Genomic DNA, 14,756 nt, shown 5'->3' on the forward strand with positions numbered 1-14,756 from the left:
GTCGCGATCTCCTGCTCCGACCCAAGATACGGCTTAGTCGCCTGGATTGAGGAGTACCGAAGCAGGAACTTGATCTGCTCAAGGTCCCCGCGAGCCTTGCAGCGCGGTTTCGCGCAGATGCGCCGAAGGTCATTGGCTAGTGTGGTGTAGTTTCACATAGAGAAGTGGCCCACTCAAGCGAAGCTTGAGTGGGCCACTCTCGGTTTTGTGGTGATGGAAGCTATTTCTTCTGTAGCAGAGATCGTAACGTGGCGGGTAGCTCAACCTGGTCGAGTGTTACAGACGACTGGGAAGCGAGCTTTAGTTTTGGCTGTTCGGCGAGCCTCACCAACGGCGAGAGCGGTGTCGATGGATGCTCTTGTAGTTCGAATACGCTGAGGGTGACCTTCGCTGGATCGACTCCACGCAATGCGCCGATCGGCACCCGGACGACAAACTCGACGTTCTGCCTGACCGAGATGTGATGTCCCCCGGGCCCATGGCCCGGCTCCTGGAAGGAGTGCGAAACGCTCGCATCAGGATGAGCACCGACGGCGACTCGTTGGTCGTCGACCGACACCTCGGATACCAGGCCGTTCGTGAGTGTGTCCGGCTGCACGAGTGGTCCCTGAACCTCGTGGGCTTCCAGAATCGATAACTTGCCGTTTTGGAGGCTGACGTCCATTCTCATGTACCCATCACCTGGCGCGTTCGGGCTCACGTTTGGACCTCCTGCCGGCCTGGCTAGCAAGTACGGCTTCGTCTGCGCGCTCATCGCGGCGTTGCATACCGGGCAGAAGGGCGGAGTGTTCGAGTTCATCCGGCAATTGATCACGGGTCGATAGATTCCCGTAGAATAATCCGCCGAGCCCCCCTGAAAAAGTCCCACATCCTGGTTGTCGTCCCAACCTTTGGGCTTCGGCGGCGTGTAATCGTCGTTGCCGGTTGGAACGGGCGTCGTCGTTGCGACATACGAAGCCCACTTCAGTTTTGTACGGTCTGTGTTGATCGTCACGTTCGGCTGACTGGGTTCCGAGCCGGTGTACGCTTCGTTTTCTAAATGGTACTCGTCAGCGAGGGCCCCAAGCGCGTGACCACACTCGTGCGCAACGGTCGACCAGGTGACACCCAGTGGCAGCGTCAACCGGCCTCCCCCGCCACTCCCGCCGAATCCCGGATTATTGAGCAGCAGGAAGATGAGGCGGTAATCCGGCACCCACTGGTTCAATAGATCGGTTAGCAGTTTCGCGGTGTTAGGCCCATCCTCAACCCAGAAGTGATTCCAATCACCGTTGTAGATTGCTCCGAAATATGTATCGCTTGTGGTGGTGGAGACCACCTTGCCGGTAGAGTCGTCGTACGTCTTCGTGCTTACCCCCGATTGGTTGGAGTTCACATTCAGTCGCACAAGGTTGAAAGCTGACTTATTTGCCGCGTAGAAGTCCTGCGTAAAAATACCATTCGTAAGCAGAGCGTCTACACTGCTGTTGTAGTTATCCTGGTCCGCTACGGCGAACCCATCGCCGACGACAACCATCGTGACCTTCGAGCCGAATGGGCCGTTGTCGATCAGCCTCGTCATCGATACATCTGGCCCGGGCCAGTACGTGCTCCAAATGTGGCTATCGTTACCAATGATGAACAGGTCGAGATTGCCCGCAGCACGTGATACCGCAGCAACCTGCTGCGTGGCGAGATCGAACACTGCCTGCCCTGGTAGTGGAAACCAGTCGGCGCTCCAGCCGGCACTGTCATTCCAGAAGGTAGACCATACATGGCTGTCGTTGCCGACGATGAACAGGTCGAGATTGCCCGCAGCGCGTGATACCACGGCAACATGCTGCGTGGCGAGATCGAACACCGCCTGCCCTGGCAGTGGAAACCAGTCGGCGCTCCAACCGGTGCTGTCATGCCAGTACGTCGACCATACGTGACTATCATTACCCACAATGAACAGGTCGAGATCGCCAGCGCCGCGGGAGACCACGGCAACCTGCTGCGTGGTGAGATCGAACACCGCTTGCCCTGGTAGTGGAAACCAGTCGGCGCTCCAGCCGGCACTGTCATTCCAGAAGGTAGACCATACATGGCTGTCGTTGCCGACGATGAACAGGTCAAGATTGCCGGGCGCACGGGAGACAGCCGCAACATGCTGATGTTCTAGATCGAACACCGCCTGCCCTGGCAGTGGAAACCAGTCGGCGCTCCAACCGGTGCTGTCATGCCAGTACGTCGACCAAACGTGACTATCATTACCAACAATGAACAGGTCGAGATCGCCCGCGCCGCGGGAGACCACGGCAACCTGCTGCGTGGTGAGATCGAACACCGCCTGTCCCGGCAGTGGAAACCAGTCGGCGCTCCAGCCGGCGCTGTCATTCCAGTAGGTTGACCATACATGGCTGTCGTTGCCGACGATGAACAGGTCAAGATTGCCGGGCGCACGGGAGACAGCCGCAACATGCTGATGTTCTAGATCGAACACCGCCTGTCCCGGCAGCGGAAACCAGTCGGAGTTCCAGCCGCTGCTGTCATTCCAGTAGGTTGACCATACATGTCCGTCATTACCGACGACGAACAGATCAAGATTGCCGGGTGCACGTGAAACTGCTGTGACGTGTTGTTGATTGAGGTCGAATACCGCTTGACCCGGTAGCGGAAACCAGTCGTAGTTCCATGTCGACATTTCAGTACTCCTTTAAATAGGTGATTTTCAGGTTTCTAGTGGTGAGCGATCATGGCCGAGATGGCATGGGAATTCTCCCTTAGAAGATATGCACTAGGCCCAACCCTGTTCTCCCACAGCTGCCGGACTGGCGTCCTCAATTTCAGCTCAATCGCCACTCAATTGAGGCTCAATCGTCCTATGTTGAGAAAGGTAGGCTGAAGCGGGACAGCTGCGAATGGAATCGGCAATTTCGAACGTTGAGTACGAAAGACTGCTTGCTGAAATCAAGCAGCGATTCAGTTCAGCTCAAATGCGAGCAGCATTCGCCGTAAATCGTGAACTGCGGCTCCTACACTGGCAAGTCGGGCTACAGATAGCCGAACGTCAGGAAATTGAGGGCTGGGGAGCGAAGGTGATAGATCGTTTGGCCGCAGACCTGAGGAGAGAATTTCCCGGAATAGAAAGGTTTGGCGCTCGCAATCTTCGCAATATGCGAGACATAGTCAAAGAATGGCCGGACGCTTCAATTGTGCAACAGCTTGTTGCCAAATTGCCGTGGGAACACAATATTCAAATTTGCGTGTGCCTGCTGGGCCCGAGCGCGAATGGTACGCTCATGCAGCCATCGAGTATGGCTGGAGCCGCGCAGTACTAGTGCATCAGATTGATGACTAAGCTTTTCGAGCGCCAAGGCGAGGCGGAAACGAATTCTCCTTGAACTCTCCCTCAAGCCCAATCTGATATGGCGCAACAAATACTGAAGGCCCTCTATCATTTTGATTTCTAACCTCGGGAGCAACCACCTCATTCTGGGCACGACCTTCGACGGAAATACCTAGTTTTATCAACTACCCAGATGAAGCTACAAAAACTGCAAAACATTTATCCGTCGGTTCGATCCCGCCCCGCGTCTCCAAATTATCTCAACACCTTAGCGTGTTGCTTTGGGAATTATTTGGCTCGCAGTCGAAGTTTGCCTATGGAAGGCGCACTCAACCGCGGCGCACTTTTTGGAATGTAATCCCGAGAATCGCTGGACGCGGCGGTAGGTCCGCAACTCGAAGCCTGGAACCAACGTCAATTCTCCTGATTAGTCCAATTCAACTGTTGAATTAGGGCTTCCTGTGATGAGACTCAGGCAGCGTTGAGAGAAGTTTGTGGCGTTGGCTGTGGGCAGCGAGTCCGTAGGTCGGATTCTGGAGGAAGTCCTCGCCCCATGTAGTGAGCGATGTAAACGCGCCGTCCGCACTTAGCCTACGATCCGGGTTCTTATCAGGACCCCAAGACCATGCGAGCCATCCTATTTCGTGGTGAAAGGCGGCTGCCAGCAAGGCCTGATAGGTGAAACCATTTGGAGCGGGAGGCCAAGGGTTCCTGCCTTCAGCATCAAGCGAGTAGTAGGTGTCAGCCGTGTCACCGTCCTGAATATTGGAGATCTCGCCGAAGACGATGGGAAGGGCGGCGGAGACGCAGGACTCGATCCAGTCGAGTCCGTTGTATCCCGCCCAATAAGCATGTGCGCTTAGAAGGATGTTATGGAGAGGATCGACCTCGATGAGCTGCTCGCCGATGGTGAGGAAAACATCCAGTGACGAGCCGCAATCGGTGGCATCGATCATGAGGGGAACGTTGAGTCCCACAGCGCGGATGCTATTGATGGCCTTCGCATAGTCAGACACATACGCGGCAAGCACATCGGATGAGTTGCCAGCCCAATGATAGTAGCCGACCTCGTTGCCGATGTTGATGATGAGGTACTCTGCGTGTTTTTGCAGCACGGCGACCACGTCCGGATTGGTCCACCAGGCGACAAGCGTCGAGTTGAGCTGGCTCGTATCGGAAGAGCAAGTGAGATCGGCGAGCATAAGAATGGGAACCATCTGAGCTTGCGCACAACGATGGAGAAAGTTATCCAGCGCTGAAAGGGGGTAGGGCCCTCTTTGAGGGTTTGGAGGTGCTGGCTGCGGATATTGCTTGTACCACTGGATCCGGATGGCGTTGGCGTTGGATTGTGTTACCGCATCGAGGTAGTCCGAACCAGGAAACTCCCAATCATCCAGGAGCGGGAGATTGATGCCGCGAAGAATAAGCTTCGACCCAGAACGCGTATTTAAGAAACGTCCTGAGACGTAGAGATTTGAATTTGTTGTCATACTTCCCTTTCTTCAGCCAGAGATCCAGAGCCGTTCCGTCGCCGGAGTATTGACACGATCATGCCGCTTACTTGTGGGGCAGGTAGTGGATGCAACGACGGATTTTGGCACGACGCTTGCAGAATCACAAGATCAGGGGTGACCGAGCGCAAATTCAGGAGCTGAAGTGGAGGGAGATGTGCGTCCTTGAAGATCTCCTTAGGGAGTCGTTCCATCTGTCCAGCGGTCGCCTGCTTGCCGACGAGTGAGGTGCCGAAGCGGTTGACAGCGACGCAGTCCTCGGCATGGAGCCGCAGGATACCATCTGCGGCGTGAGCGTTCCCTGCAGCATCCCAAGCCGTGAGGAACTCCTGAACATCCGCATCGACGGATTGGCCCATTGGCGGAAGAGTCACGGTGAAGGTCAACAAGAGCAAGATAAAGGCAGTGGAGAGCAGAGAGTTGCGTGACCGGAAATGGCGGCTCATGGGGAAACTCCTGAAGTGGAAGTCAAAATTCGTGTCTGAGTGTGCGGATCAGCGGAATGACGCTCCGCCCCGTTTCGTAAAGGCCCCACGCCAACGGCAGCAGTACGACTGACCAGGCCAGGACTAACTTCAAACGCGATGCTCTCTTTGCTTTGGATGAGGAGCTGAGTTGCTCTTTAGTAGTGTTTTGAAAGTGTCTTGGAAGAAGGTTGTGTGAAGACCAATCAGCAAACTGGGCCTCTTTGGTATCCTTCTCGCGAGGCGTTCGCGGTTTCGCCGGGTTATGAGTCAGTGGCATACTTCGGTTATGCCACACGCCTCGCAATTCCGCCCTCAATCTGTTCTCAATCCCGGATCAATTCCCGATCAATCGACTTATGCTGCTGGAAATAAATCACCTAATTCGATTTGAAAACTATGTAATTGATCGCCCCGCTTGGACTCTTCAGTGGCGAGGAGAGCCGATTGCGTTGAATCGCAAAAGCTTCGATCTGTTGCTTTATCTCATCGATCACCGGGATCGAGTCGCCAGCAAGGATGAATTGCTGCAGTCTCTCTGGCCAGATCAGTTTGTGGAGGAGAGCAACCTGGCCCAGCATGTCTTTCTGCTGCGCAAAGCTCTCTCACGGCACGATTCAGGACGAAAGATCATCGAGACCATTCCTGGACGCGGCTACCGGTTCACTGCGGCATTGGAAATCGAGCGGCACCCGGATCCGCAGGAACAGGTTCAGCAACAGATAGTGTTCAACACCAGCGAGTCGATCACTCAGATCACCATGGAAGAAGAGGAGATCGAGACAGACGGCGATGTATCGGCTGATCTGCCGCTCCCTGCGGGGGCAACCAGCCGGGCTATCGCGATGCTGCCAAGTTCCTTGACGTCAAGCGCGGCGACTGTCGCTGGATGGTTCGGCTGGCAGCGCTCGCTCGACCGCACCGTTGGTCCGCCTGCCACGCGTTGGTTGCTCTGGGCTGCGGCAGGGGTGGTATTGCTGGCTGTGTATCTTGCGATCAGATCGAAGCATCCGGCCCATCTGCACATATCCACGTATACGCAAATCACAGATGACGGCCGCACTAAGTCCATCGGCGGAACCGACGGAAGCAGAATCTATTTCACCCAACTGGAAACGAGCGGTATCGAAGAAGTCTCAGTCGCTGGCGGAGCGGAGGCGCCCATCCACGTTGCGATAGAGGAACCATGGAGCGGGGACGTTTCGCCGGACGGATCCACTCTGCTGATCATCTCCCAGGCAGGCGGCCAGGGCCCCGCGTCTTCGCTGTGGAGTTTTCGCTTGGTAGGCGGCTCTCTTCACCGTCTTGGAAGTGCGGTTTCCTCAGCAGCCTGGTCGCCCGACGGAGAGAAGATCGTTTACGCCTCGGCGAGTGGCGATATAAGCGTGATGCGGCGCGACGGCTCGGAGGCACATCGAATCGCCTCATCCGGAGGCTATGTGAGGTCCATAGCATGGTCGCCCAATGGGGACACGATTCGGTTTTCAAAAGACGGTTTGTTATGGGAAGTTTCAGCGGACGGAGCCAATCTACGCCAGCTCTTGCCCGGATGGAGTAAGTCGTCCACCCAGTGGAGCGGAAAATGGACACCGGATGGAAGATTCGTCTTCGTAGCCGACGGTCAGATCTGGCTCCTTGAGGACCAACCAGGATTCGGTTCGAACCGACCTTCAAGTCCAGTTCAACTCACCTTTGGCCCCACCGTCTGGGATCGGCCCATTTCAAGCCCTGATGGGAAGAAAATCTTCGCATCAGGACTCACTAAACGTGGTGAACTTGTTCGCTTCGACATAAAATCCAGCCAGTTTAAGCCCTTTCTCTCCGGCATCTCGGCAGAGTTCGTCTCCTTTTCGAGCGACGGCAAATCGGTGGCATATGTCTCCTACCCCGCGGGCATTCTCTGGCGAGCCAATCTAGACGGCAGCAACCCCATTCAACTGACCGAACCTCCCGTGTACCCGAAATCGGTGCGCTGGTCCCCCGACGGGTCGCAGATTGCCTTTGTGAACCGCACCGCGGACGGCGTCGATGTCATTTTCGTCGTTCCCTCAGATGGAAGCGGAAAGCCGCAACGCATTTCGCCCGATGATCGCCAGGCGGAGACGGATCCAAGCTGGTCGCCCGACGGGCGAAGGATAGTTTTTTCCACGTCGCCCAATGTCGGCGCAAGCGCCAAGTCCGACCTGCGCATCCTCGATATCGCGAGCCACACAGCCGCGATCATTCCTGCTTCGGACGGTCTCCTAGTACCCCACTGGTCGCCCGATGGCCGTTCAATTGCCGCCATGACTCTCGACACTATGAGCATGAAACTTTTCAACCTATCGAGCGGAAAATGGACAACGCTGTATACCGGCGCCGTGGCTTTTCCCGAATGGTCCCACGACGGCCGGTGGATATACTACGTCCGGTGGACGACCGATCCGGCAGTCCTGCGCATTCGCGCCGAGGATGGGAAACAGGAAAGCGTTGCCGATCTGAAAGGCGCGCGGTACACCGGCACTTATACGTTGTGGATGGGCCTTGACCCAGCCGACGCACCAATGCTGCTTCGCGACGAAGGAACCGATGACATCTATGCCCTGACGTTGGAGCGGAAATGACGATTCTTGCCAGGAAGTCGATTCATGGTTGCCATATTCAGAGGAGAAGACCCTAAACGGAATTTCAAGCACGCTAAGCCCGTGCTGACAGTTTTGTTCATTTGGTGCACACGCCCAGTGGCCGAGGCTGGCCGACATTTTGACGATCCAATGTAACGTGGGTGCTACAAAAATTCCAAAATTATGGCATCCAATTGGCAGTCAATAAGGGACAAAACGGTATTAAACCCACCCTCTTCGGGCACTACTTTCGACGAAATTTCCCAGTTTTATCAACTGGTTAAATGAAACTACCAAAACTGCAAAACCTTTATGCGTCGGTTCGATCCCGACCCGCGCCTCCAAATATTCAGTAGCTTAGAACCCATCCTCTGCGGATGGGTTTTCTCTTGCAGGGGAAAGTGACGGGACTGCGAACTTTCAGTTTCTACACAAGATGCAGCTTCAAAAGAAAAAGCCCGCTCTGAAGAGCGGGCTTTCACGCATCGCAGCGACTATGACTTCAGCGCAGACTCGATCGCCGAGATCACCTCTGGCGAATCCGGCGTCACGGCAGGCTCAAAGCGAGCGATCGGCTGTCCGTTGCGCGCGATGAGGAACTTGGTGAAGTTCCACTTGATCTCGCCGCCAACGTTCGGCGCCGCAGTGAGGTATTGGTAAAGCGGCGTCTTATCGTCGCCCTTTACCGAGACCTTCGCCATCATCGGAAACTTCACGTGGAACTTGGCGCTGCAGAACTCCTTGATCGTTGCATTGGTGCCGGACTCCTGGTTGGCGAAGTTATTCGCCGGCACGCCGACGATCACCAGGCCCTTGTCCTTGTACTTCTCGTAGACGGCCTCGAGGGCCGTGTACTGCGGCGTAAATCCGCAGGCGCTGGCGACGTTGACCACCAGCAGCACCTTGCCCTTGTAGGCACCCAGCGTGGTGGGGTCACCATCGATGGTGCTCAGTTTGAACTTGTAGACGGGCGCGCCGCCATCGGCCACAGCCACGCCACTCAGGAACAACAACATCAGCATCAGGAAGATCTTTCGCACGGGCGCCTCACAAAAATCGTTACATTCCCAGTGTACCCGTGCGGCTGACTTAGGCGACAGCGCCGTCGCCGATGTTCGTACCGAGTGCCCTGCTCGGTCGGCAATTCCAGCGATGATCCATGCAGCGCGCCAGAGTTCTGCAGCGTCACCAGCAGCACTGCCATTAGGGCAGCCAATTGACGTTAAGTCCGGATTCATCAGCCGAGTAGGCCGCCTCAGACAAGAGGAGGAACTCGACGCCTGCCACTCAATCCGGCGAATGGGACCGGTAATTATTTGCCGAAGCCGGGCACATCGACACGGCGAACGACGTGGTCCTGAATCCAGTGCGCGTCCCACCACTCTTTGGGGTCGATCTGGACCCCATCGAGTTGCATGGCAAAGTGAATGTGGTCTCCGCCAGCCATCCCAGTCATGCCGCTCAGTCCCATGATCTGCGAGCGCTTGACCTCGTCGCCCACATGTACGTCGATCCGGCTCATGTGGCCATAGATGGTCTGCAGGCCATATCCATGGTCCACCACGATGCAGTTGCCATAGATGCCCAGAGGCGACGCCCAGACGACACGGCCATCATTCGACGCCTCAACACCAACATGCTGGGTAACGGCGAGGTCGTAGCCGAGATGCACCTGCTGATCGATTTTCTGGCCATGGTAGATGTAGCTGCGCACGTCAGCAAAGGTCGCCTCGGCCTGCGCGTGCGACTGACGCGCGAAGGGCTCGTGCCAGAGGAAGTGGTCGGCAGTCTTGAGACGCAGGTCGGACAGCGTCTTGTTATTGGCCTGCCGCATCTCGGTATTGATCTTCACGAACCGAGCGACAGGATCGCCCGTGCCATTGGGGTCCAGCTCGCCAAGCACCTTCTGCATGAACTGATCGGAGATCTGAATCTGGTGCTGCGTGTACACGGGCTGTTCCCTCTTCGGGAAGATGACGGTCAGCGGCGTAGTCACGTCGTTGCCGGAGCCGTTTGAAGCATAGGCCAGCGGAGTCGTACTGGCAGGCATATTCCACGCAAAGGCAAACAAGGAGAACAAGCCAGGTTTACCGCCAGGCATCGGCCACGCACGGAAGGTCTGGTCGCCGACCCGGATTCCAGCAGAGGTGTAGTTGCCGGTGATGTTCATGGTAGCCAGGTCGGCCATGCCCAGATAGAGATAGTGCTGGTCGGAGTCCGCGCTGACAAGAGGCGGCTGGGTGACCACGTTGACGTCGCGTTCCCAGCGAGAGGTGCCGTGGAGCAGGCCGCCGGACGTGGCTTCGAGGACCAGGTGGGCAGGGCCGTCATGCAACTGGGGAGTAGTCTTAACGCCGACCTGAAAATTGAAGGTCGTATCGATGTTTTTGGATGTGGCGTTTGTCTCCCATGCCTGATACTTCGCGCCGTTCTGCGTCACCGTGGCAGTGAGCCTGCTAACACCATGAGGATCGTGGATGTGGACGGCAATGGGAGTCGCCGGCCCAATAACGGTCGGGGAGGAGAGCACATCCAAAGAAGGCTTGCTGCAGCCAGACAGAGTCAGCAATAACGGCAGCAGAAGGATACTTGCATTGTTGATTGGAGTTCTCACAAGTCGATTCTAGCCTCAAAGCATGTCCGTGACATTTCTTAGTTTGTCAGCCCGAAATCCGTAGCAAACATCGAGATCTACATCCTTCAATAAAAGATTGAATGGCGAAATGCACATACCGTCTAGAAGGTGGTGTTAAGGCGGAGGCTGAAGCTTCGCGCAGGACCGATGGCGTTGCCGGAGAAGAGGCCGCCAAAGTCGATGACATTCAGACGGTTGTTGAGATTGTCTCCATCGATTTGAAAGCGGGAATTGATTTTTTCACTCTTATAGACGGTTGCGCCAAGCGATGCCTGAACGGAAAGAGACGGGTCTACGCGACCGCGATCGAAGTTGAGCCGATTGACGACATCAGGACCATATTGAGCCAGAGCGTCATCCGGTGAGCCTTCAAATTCGAAAGGAAGGCCAGAGCCGGAGAGGAGCCCGGCGGCAAGCCAGATGCGGGGCATAAGTTGGTATTTGAACCGTATGCGGAGAGTGTTTCGCTGGTCCTGAGAGTCGGGAAAGTGGCCGCTGAGCTGGGTAAGAGCCGAGTTAACGTCATCTCCGAGAAAGAGGCCTCCGGTTACCGGGAACCAGACGTTGCCCACCATGTACGAATAGCTGACATAGCCGGTGAGCTTGCCTAAGTGCACCAGATCCAGCTTGCCTTCCGCGCCGTAGATGACAGCCTTATCAAAAGCGATGGGATAGCTTACGCCGGTATTGAGAAGCTGGTCGTCGTCAGCATAGTTGCGGACGTCGCGGCGGTAGACATTCACGTCGAGCCGCAACCTTTCCGCCACAGACTTGCTTGCACCGGCCTCAAAGTAGTTGCCTTCGGAGGGTTTGACTGGAAGCTTCAGGACTTGAGGATCGACGGACTGAATGTAGCCTGAGCTCGAGATGAGAATGTTTTCGTTGGAGGGCGTCTGGAAGATGCGGTCGTAAGAGGCATGGACGACCGTATTGATCGAGGGAAGATAGCGCCCGATAGACAAGCGCGGACTGACGGCATTTTGGTTGAGGAGAAGCTGGTAATGGTCCCAGCGAAGACCACCGCTCAAAGTCCACTGTCCGAGACGAATGAGGTCTTCGACAAAGGCAGATTGTTCGAGGTCGGGCCTGCTCTGAATGAACGGCGGAAGTGTGGTGGGAGTGCCGTCGTCGAACTGTGTGGGGTCAGTGATGGTATAGCTGAAATCTTCATGCAGGAAGGTGGCGTCGGATTCGACACCCGCCTTGAACTCCTGATGGCCATGGTGAAAAGATACCGTGTCCTTGAAGTAGCCTTCACGGAAGTCGTTTTTCTGGAACGCGATGATCGGAGTAGACAACGGGTTGGAGTAGAGGTCGTTAGCATTGTCGCGAACCATGCCGACGAGGCTGGTGAGCAGGTTAGGCGAGAAGGTGTGCTGATAGCCAGCGGTGCCGATCGTTTCGAAGTTATCGCCGTTCTGGATCTGCCCGGCCTGTTCCTGCAGGAGTTCGTTGGGAACCTGAAAGCGCGACAACTCATGCCGGACACTCAGGTTGAAGCTGTCCCTGGGGCTAAAGTCACGCTCATATCTAACGGCGAAGTCTGCGGTCGTGCCTTTATTGGTGAAGTTCTCCAGAACGACAGGGTTGAGATAGTGACTCGTGACGCTACCTGAAGCAGAGGCGAAGAGAGAATTCTTACCCCAGGTGTCCTGTAACTGGCCGAAAGATTGAAGGGTGTCATAGCTGCCGCCACCAAGAACCAGCTGGCCATGCAGGCCGGAAAGCGGCTGGTGCGTGGTGTTGAGTTCGACTACGCCACCAAGTTTTCTTCCGTACTCAGCAGGAAAGCCTGCGGTATAGACACTGATGGAGTCGAGGTCATCGGCCTCAATCTCGGGACCGAAGCCGGGGGAACGGTTGTCCGTGAGAGGAACGCCGTCAACGATAAGTTGGGTTTGATACTCCGAACCGCGAGGGTGAAGGACGGCGTTGCCTTCATAGAGCCAGCCGGGTTGCGAGTTGACGAGATCCTGCACAGAACGGCCGGGAAGCGAATCCACTTTGTCTTCGATCTGCGCCGAGCCAATCCTCATGATGGAAGAGGGGCCGTTCGGATCGATGAGAGAGCTACTGGCGGAGACATGAATGACGGTGCTGACAGGAGAAATAACGAGCTGAAGAGTTTGTTCGACGGGAATTGCGGATCGTATCTCAAACGATGTCGCTACCGAAGCGAAGCTCTCTTTCTCAACCTTTAGACTGTAAACCCCATAGGGCAGGGTTTTGATCGTGATGTTGCCGTCTTTGTTCGTTACAAGCCGTCGAAAGTATTGGTTGGCTTCGTTGGAGAGCACAACAGAGCTTTCGACCCCATGTCCACTAGGGTCCGTAAGGGTAAGACGAAGTTCTCCGGTATTAACCTGGGCCAGAAGGGGGGCCGAGGCAAAACAAAACAATAAAACAAATAGGGAGATTTTCTTCATCATCAATAACCGGTCTAATTTTCAGATTTGTGCTAAAGCTTACCCCTCGGAAAAGCAATCATCTTCTGATCTTCGCTAATACCTAATCCTCACTCTTTTTCACTGGAGGCTGCTCAGGCGGAAGCTTTGCAAGCGCCGAGTTCACTTTAGTTAACCAGCTCGGAAAGGGACGCGAGAGAGATTTAGCGTATTCGAGAGAGGGACGGTCGCCCTTTGCGATAAGCAAGTTGACATAATTCTCGAGGCTCACATGACTCCATGGCGAAATGGGGCGCTGAGTAATATCAGTGAAATACCATTTGCCAAAGAGTGTCCATCGATCCGTGTCCTTGGAACTGTTCACCTTCACTCGAATCGCCTCTATCCTGGCGAGATCCGGCTGCATCGTGTGATCGAAGTTATTCAGTGTGGACGCAAAGTCGAGCAGATCGGCGACCCACGACGGAGCCTCTTCATTTGGAGGCAGATCGATCACCCAGCCAGACGAGCCGCCTGCGATCAATAGAGATAATCCATCCGGGCTAAATGAGAAATACGGAGGTCCGTCAGACAAAAGGGTCGGAAGCTGAATCTGTTCCCCGGTAGACGTATCCCAAAGTCGAACCGCCTTATCCCCTGCAACCGTAGCGACTAACTTGCTGTCGAGACTGAACGATGCCCGGCCTACAGGAGCCGGATGCTGCAAAGGAGGTACAGTCAATTTATCGCTACTCGTACTCCATATACGTACAGCATGATCCTTCGAGGCAGTAACGATAAGTGAAGCATCGCTGTTGAACTCCGCCGACCCCACTCCAAATCCATGACTCATGACGCTCCCGATTGGCGTCCCGTTCTGGGCGTCCCATATCTCCGCCGTAGAGTCCGCGCACGCCGTAACAATTCGCTTGTTATCGGGGCTGAATTGAGCGCTGTAAATATCGTTGCCACGACGCAATTGTCGGATACGTACCCCGGTGCGGGGATCGCGGAGATCGGCGAAGTTATCTCCTGTTGCAATCAAAAGTGCCTTTCCATCACTGCTAAAGCTCACATGGTAGGCTGCCTCATGATACTCGATCAGGGGGGACAGCGGCTTACCGGTCGCTGCATCCCAGGTACGCGCCTTCCCTTCATCGGACGAGGCAGCGACGATCTTTCCATCCGGGCTAAAGCTCACAGACCAGGCGGACCCGATGAACTGCATAGAGGTGGCTAATCTTTTGCTGGTGCTGGCATCCCAAACCGTCACCTTGCCGTCCTCTGTACCGGTCGCGATTTGTTTTGAATCGCTGCTGAAGACTCCAGAGACCACCTCATCATCGTGGTCCAGCGATGGCGTCAATTGAACTCCGGTACGAGCATCCCACACTCTGGCGGTATGGTCCTTTGAAGTGGTCAGGATTTTAGTTCCATCAGGACTGTAGCTGGCCGATGTGATAACTCCTGTATGCCCCTGAAGCCTGAGCGCGGTATTGGCTCGCTGTTCAGCAAGCAGACGAAAAGCGAAACGGGACGCTACCAGGTTGCCAGGTTGCAGACGCAGGCTCTCCGCCACCAACCGAAGCGCCGCAGGTTTGCTGCCGGTCTCAGCCAGTTCGAACGCTTTCAAATAATCGATATACGACTCGGTAACTGCCGCCGAAGTTTTTGTGGCACCGACAGAAACCGACGGCCCTTGATTGTTGTTTGCGATGGCCTGAGCAATCAGACTGCCACCTCCCTGGGACAGGACGAACATTAAGACAGGGATAGGAAGCAGTTCCTGACGCCACAACCACTTATAAGGAGAGAACATCCATTCCTCTTCGAGTATTAAGAGTTTTAT

General features: G+C 55.5%; 10 protein-coding genes. 2 read left to right on the forward strand and 8 right to left on the reverse strand.

Annotated elements, in window-relative coordinates; genetic code table 11:
• Positions 1-220 precede the first annotated feature (220 nt).
• The gene (locus tag ACIX8_RS24625; protein WP_014266034.1) at positions 221-2,665 is read right to left on the reverse strand and encodes a Peptidase M64, IgA; all 2,445 of its coding nucleotides are present in this window, start codon (positions 2,663-2,665) and stop codon (positions 221-223) included.
• 217 nt (positions 2,666-2,882) lie between these two features.
• Here ACIX8_RS24625 and ACIX8_RS14185 point away from each other — a divergent pair, with 217 nt between their 5' ends.
• A complete protein-coding gene (locus ACIX8_RS14185; RefSeq protein ID WP_052310617.1) occupies positions 2,883-3,302 on the forward strand; it encodes a DUF1016 N-terminal domain-containing protein in 420 nt (139 codons plus the stop codon).
• Positions 3,303-3,759: 457 nt separating this feature from the next.
• Here ACIX8_RS14185 and ACIX8_RS14190 read toward each other — a convergent pair whose 3' ends face one another.
• The 3 genes from ACIX8_RS14190 to ACIX8_RS26680 are packed head-to-tail and all read right to left on the reverse strand — an operon-like array spanning position 3,760 to position 5,565.
• Entirely contained in the window at positions 3,760-4,800 is a 1,041-nt protein-coding gene (locus tag ACIX8_RS14190) for a cellulase family glycosylhydrolase (RefSeq protein WP_014266035.1), read from the reverse strand.
• Positions 4,797-5,267 (reverse strand): Cif family virulence factor, encoded by a 471-nt coding sequence (locus tag ACIX8_RS14195; RefSeq protein ID WP_014266036.1) that lies wholly within the window; start codon positions 5,265-5,267, stop codon positions 4,797-4,799. Before ACIX8_RS14195 ends, ACIX8_RS14190 begins: the two co-directional genes overlap by 4 nt.
• Positions 5,268-5,289: 22 nt before the next feature.
• Positions 5,290-5,565: an MFS transporter small subunit gene (locus tag ACIX8_RS26680; protein ID WP_449548006.1), complete on the reverse strand. Its 276-nt coding sequence runs from the start codon at positions 5,563-5,565 to the stop codon at positions 5,290-5,292.
• A gap of 79 nt (positions 5,566-5,644) precedes the next feature.
• Here ACIX8_RS26680 and ACIX8_RS14200 point away from each other — a divergent pair, with 79 nt between their 5' ends.
• Complete coding sequence (locus tag ACIX8_RS14200) at positions 5,645-7,888, forward strand: winged helix-turn-helix domain-containing protein (protein ID WP_014266037.1); 2,244 nt, start codon at positions 5,645-5,647, stop codon at positions 7,886-7,888.
• 494 nt (positions 7,889-8,382) lie between these two features.
• On the opposite strand, the gene ACIX8_RS14205 is transcribed toward ACIX8_RS14200, so the two are convergent.
• The 4 genes from ACIX8_RS14205 to ACIX8_RS14220 all read right to left on the reverse strand — a co-directional run bounded on the left by ACIX8_RS14205 (position 8,383) and on the right by ACIX8_RS14220 (position 14,726).
• Positions 8,383-8,928, reverse strand: coding sequence for a glutathione peroxidase (locus ACIX8_RS14205; protein ID WP_014266038.1), 546 nt, complete (start codon positions 8,926-8,928; stop codon positions 8,383-8,385).
• Between the two features lie 272 nt (positions 8,929-9,200).
• Complete coding sequence (locus ACIX8_RS14210; RefSeq protein WP_014266039.1) at positions 9,201-10,502, reverse strand: M23 family metallopeptidase; 1,302 nt, start codon at positions 10,500-10,502, stop codon at positions 9,201-9,203.
• A 122-nt stretch (positions 10,503-10,624) separates the two neighbouring features.
• Entirely contained in the window at positions 10,625-12,952 is a 2,328-nt protein-coding gene (locus tag ACIX8_RS14215; RefSeq protein WP_223295338.1) for a TonB-dependent receptor, read from the reverse strand.
• Positions 12,953-13,031: 79 nt separating this feature from the next.
• Positions 13,032-14,726, reverse strand: coding sequence for a WD40 repeat domain-containing protein (locus ACIX8_RS14220; RefSeq protein WP_014266041.1), 1,695 nt, complete (start codon positions 14,724-14,726; stop codon positions 13,032-13,034).
• Positions 14,727-14,756 lie beyond the last annotated feature (30 nt).

The sequence above is a fragment of the Granulicella mallensis MP5ACTX8 genome, assembly GCF_000178955.2.
Classification (GTDB): Bacteria; Acidobacteriota; Terriglobia; order Terriglobales; family Acidobacteriaceae; genus Granulicella; species Granulicella mallensis.

Excerpts from the sequence above, each read along its gene's own strand:
- ACIX8_RS24625 (WP_014266034.1), bottom strand. The coding sequence starts at position 2,665 with ATGTCGACATGGAACTACGACTGGTTTCCGCTACCGGGTCAAGCGGTA.
- ACIX8_RS14185 (WP_052310617.1), top strand. The coding sequence starts at position 2,883 with ATGGAATCGGCAATTTCGAACGTTGAGTACGAAAGACTGCTTGCTGAA.
- ACIX8_RS14190 (WP_014266035.1), bottom strand. The coding sequence starts at position 4,800 with ATGACAACAAATTCAAATCTCTACGTCTCAGGACGTTTCTTAAATACG.
- ACIX8_RS14195 (WP_014266036.1), bottom strand. The coding sequence starts at position 5,267 with ATGAGCCGCCATTTCCGGTCACGCAACTCTCTGCTCTCCACTGCCTTT.
- ACIX8_RS26680 (WP_449548006.1), bottom strand. The coding sequence starts at position 5,565 with ATGCCACTGACTCATAACCCGGCGAAACCGCGAACGCCTCGCGAGAAG.
- ACIX8_RS14200 (WP_014266037.1), top strand. The coding sequence starts at position 5,645 with ATGCTGCTGGAAATAAATCACCTAATTCGATTTGAAAACTATGTAATT.
- ACIX8_RS14215 (WP_223295338.1), bottom strand. The coding sequence starts at position 12,952 with ATGATGAAGAAAATCTCCCTATTTGTTTTATTGTTTTGTTTTGCCTCG.
- ACIX8_RS14220 (WP_014266041.1), bottom strand. The coding sequence starts at position 14,726 with ATGTTCTCTCCTTATAAGTGGTTGTGGCGTCAGGAACTGCTTCCTATC.